Below are 3741 nucleotides of genomic sequence, written 5' to 3'. Positions count from 1 at the left end.
AGCCCTTCGCGTCTAAGAACCTTCCCCACGAGAAGGTAAAAAGCACCTTCTGTGAGAAAGAACCTTAGCCGTCAGGGCTAAACAGTCGCCTCCGCTTTATATGAAATCCAGCTCCAGCGGCAAGAATGTTCGGTGGCTTCGCGCCTTCCTGCGAGGCAAAAAACACCTCTACGTCAGGAGCTCCATCCCCCTCACATTCTAAACGAGCCGCTTCCGCTTTATAAGTTACCTACGTTTTCTACTTAGTCCCATTGCGTTTTCTACTTTGCGTAGTTGTTTGAATGCAACGCGATTTGCTTTTTCGGCACCTTTGTCTAGAATTTCGTCTAGTTCTGGTGAGTTGATTAGTTCGTTATATTTGTCTTGGATTGGACGAATCGCTTCTACGACTACTTGTGCTAGGTCGCCTTTGAAGTCGCCATATCCTTTTCCTTCGTACATTGCTTCGATTTCTTCAACTGTTTTTCCAGAGAATGAAGAGTAGATTGTTAATAAGTTAGAGATGCCAGGTTTGTTTTCTTTATCGAATTTCACGATACCTTCAGAGTCAGTTACAGCACTCTTAATTTTCTTTTCAATTGTTTTTGGTTCATCAAGCATGCTGATCATTGATTTTGGATTCGGATCAGATTTACTCATTTTTTTCGTAGGCTCTGTTAGTGACATAACGCGAGCTCCTACTTTTGGAATGCGAATTTCAGGAATTGTGAATACTTCACGGAAGCGTTTGTTGAAACGCTCTGCTAGGTCACGTGTTAATTCCATATGTTGCTTTTGGTCATCACCAACAGGCACGATTTCAGTGTTGTAAAGTAAAATATCAGCAGCCATTAATGGTGGATAAGTTAGTAATCCAGCTGGAACTGAATCTCTACCTGATGCTTTATCTTTATATTGCGTCATACGCTCTAATTCTCCAACGTAAGCAACTGATTGCATAATCCATCCTAGTTGAGCGTGTGCCGGTACTTCTGACTGTACAAATAACGTAGCTTTTTCAGGATCGATACCGCATGCTACATAAAGTGCAGCAAGACTGCGGATGTTTTTACGAAGCCCCACGGGATCTTGAGGCACTGTAATCGCATGTTGATTTACAATACAGAAATAACAGTCGTGTTCATTTTGAAGCTCTGTAAATTGCTTCATAGCTCCTAAATAGTTTCCAAGTGTAATCGTTCCACTTGGCTGAATACCAGAAAAGATAACTGACATAAGTAATTCCTCCTAAATTTGAATGCGTGATGGGGAAGAGAAGGCAAACAAAAAAGCCCATTCATCCCAAAAAACTATAGGGACGAATGGACCGCGGTACCACCCTAATTATTTCACTACTGTGAAATCTCTCTAATCCATAATAACGTTTGGATATAACGCCAAAGCCTACTACTTTCGGTTCGGTTTGGAGCTCAAAAGCCCATTCCATACTGTACAATTACTTGTTCACACCAGCCACAAGCTCTCTGAAATTGCCTCAATATGTACTCTTCTTTATCATCGCATACATATAAATTTATTTATTGTTACCTGAGCTCTTTAAATATGAAAGAACTAAAGTTTTATAACAAAATGTTTTGCTGATTATTATATCATATGGGATAGTGTTTGCAAACTACATCAAAATAGTAAAGCTAATGAAGGTCGAGAACAACCCAAGAACGATACCGGTAATGCAAATTGGATACGTCCATTTGAATGAATATGTTTTATAAATACGTTCTTTCTTATCGACAGGTTCCTCTACTTCTTCAATTAAAGAGTCCACTTTTTTGTTCGTACCAAATACTCTCTGGAAGGCGTAAATTGTTACGTTAAAAAATCCATTTTGAAATATGAATAAAAAACCGCCTATGAGAATAAAAAATAGTGCAACATAAAACGATATATTGACAAAATTCAACAAAAATTGCGATGAAACGAGGAATGCGCCAATACTAGAAGCGATTATCGCTATGAAAATTAGTATACAAGTATGAAAAAAAACTTTATTCAAAATGTTCCCCTCCGTCAAAATATTACTAGAATTATTATACTATAAAAGCTATAATATGTACTAGAACTAATTTTTTGAAAATTATACGCAATTAAAGGTCTGATTGCAAGATGATGGTAGCAATGTTAACGTATCCCTTTACAAAAAAATAAAAAAATAAACATTTTATTAAAAATTTTAACAAAAAAACAAAAAACTATATTCACAATTGTTATATTATATGTATAATGAAAATTGTAGAAACTTGGAGATTATTCTTTCAATTCTACTTTTTTACAAGTGAGGGTACAGGAAGTGCAATTAGGGGAGGCAACACAACATGAAGAAAAAGATACCGTTATTACTTGCATCGACGTTGACTGTCAGTATGTTAGGAGCTTGTAGTTACCAAAAAGAGGATAATAAAGCAGGCGCGAAAGAAAAATCCTCAAACAAGCAAGTGTTAAATCTAACTGAGACAGCTGAAATCCCAACTATGGATACGACGTTATCAACAGATGCAACATCTTCTAACATCATGAATAACACAATGGAAGGGTTATATCGTCTGGGGAAAGATGATAAACTTGTTCCGGGTGTCGCTAAATCTTATGAGAAATCAGAGGATGGCAAAAAGTATGTGTTTAAGTTACGTGAAGATGCGAAATGGTCTAATGGTGAACCTGTAACAGCGAAGGACTTCGTTTATTCTTGGCGAAGAGCTGTAGATTCAAACACGGGTGCCAAGTTTGCTTACATACTATTTGATGTTAAAAATGCGGAGAAAGTTAACAAAAAAGAGTTACCAGTTGAAGAACTTGGTGTAAAGGCAATTGATGATCATACACTTGAAGTGGAATTAGATAACCCTGTTCCTTATTTTGTAAGTTTAACAGTCTATCCAACATTGTATCCTTTGAATGAGAAGTTTGTAACAGAACAAGGAGCAAAATTTGGATTAGAATCCAATACGACACTTTATAATGGTCCATTCGTATTAAATGAATGGAAGCATGAACAAAGTTTCCAACTTAAGAAGAATCCAACGTATTGGGAAAATAAAGAAGTAAAACTTGAGGAAATAAACTTCAATATTGTTAAGGATCGTTCAACTGCTATAAATCTATATGAAACGAAAGCAATTGATCGTGTAGTCTTAACATCAGAGTTTGTAGATAAATACAAATCAGATGCTGACTTTAAAACGATTAAGAGACCATCTACACAATTTATTCGCTTAAATGAAAAGAATAAATTTTTAGCAAATAAAAATATCCGAAAAGCAATTGCAATGTCCTTTGAACGTGAAAACATCGGAAAAGTGATCTTAAACGATGGTTCAGAGGGTATATATGGTTTTGTTCCGAAAGGCTTAGCAAAAGGTCCGAATGGAAAAGACTTCCGTGAAGAAAACGGAAAGCTTATAAAAGAGGATATGAAAGAAGCACAAAAATACTGGGAAGCTGGTAAAAAAGAACTTGGTGTAGACAAAGTAGAGTTAGAGCTATTAAACTTTGATACTGATGATGCTAAAAAAATCGGAGAGTATTTAAAAGGCCAATTTGAAAAGAACTTACCAGGTTTAACAGTTCCAACAAAAATGCAGCCATTTGCACAAAAATTAAAACTTGAAGCAAGTGGAGATTATGCAATGTCATATGCGGGATGGAGTCCGGATTATATGGATCCTATGTCATTCCTTGAGATGTATACGACAGGTAATGCGCAAAACAAAGTACATTACGCAAACCCAGCGTATGATGATTTAA

General features: G+C 36.2%; 3 protein-coding genes and 1 other annotated feature. Of the genes, 1 reads left to right on the top strand and 2 read right to left on the bottom strand.

All coding sequences use genetic code 11. From position 1 onward, the window contains the following. Nucleotides 1-225: 225 nt before the first annotated feature. Nucleotides 226-1215, bottom strand: a complete 990-nt coding sequence (gene trpS / locus MR079_RS27875) for a tryptophan--tRNA ligase (protein ID WP_000110985.1) — start codon at nucleotides 1213-1215, stop codon at nucleotides 226-228. A gap of 75 nt (nucleotides 1216-1290) precedes the next feature. After that, nucleotides 1291-1507 (bottom strand) — a binding site (T-box leader). Between the two features lie 105 nt (nucleotides 1508-1612). Continuing rightward, complete coding sequence (locus tag MR079_RS27870) at nucleotides 1613-1993, bottom strand: DUF3899 domain-containing protein (RefSeq protein ID WP_139868686.1); 381 nt, start codon at nucleotides 1991-1993, stop codon at nucleotides 1613-1615. A 319-nt stretch (nucleotides 1994-2312) separates the two neighbouring features. Here MR079_RS27870 and MR079_RS27865 point away from each other — a divergent pair. Then, nucleotides 2313-3741, top strand: a 1429-nt coding sequence (locus MR079_RS27865; RefSeq protein ID WP_242295044.1) for a peptide ABC transporter substrate-binding protein, incomplete at its 3' end; no start/stop codon positions are given.

Origin of the sequence: Bacillus cereus group sp. BfR-BA-01381 (genome assembly GCF_022663555.1) — a bacterium.
In the GTDB taxonomy this organism is placed as follows: Bacteria; Bacillota; Bacilli; order Bacillales; family Bacillaceae_G; genus Bacillus_A; species Bacillus_A pacificus.
The sequence above is the reverse complement of the archived record's forward strand: the minus strand, read 5'-3'. Positions and strand labels throughout refer to the sequence as shown.

Coding starts and splice junctions, on each gene's coding strand:
- trpS (WP_000110985.1), bottom strand. CDS start 1,215: ATGTCAGTTATCTTTTCTGGTATTCAGCCAAGTGGAACGATTACACTT.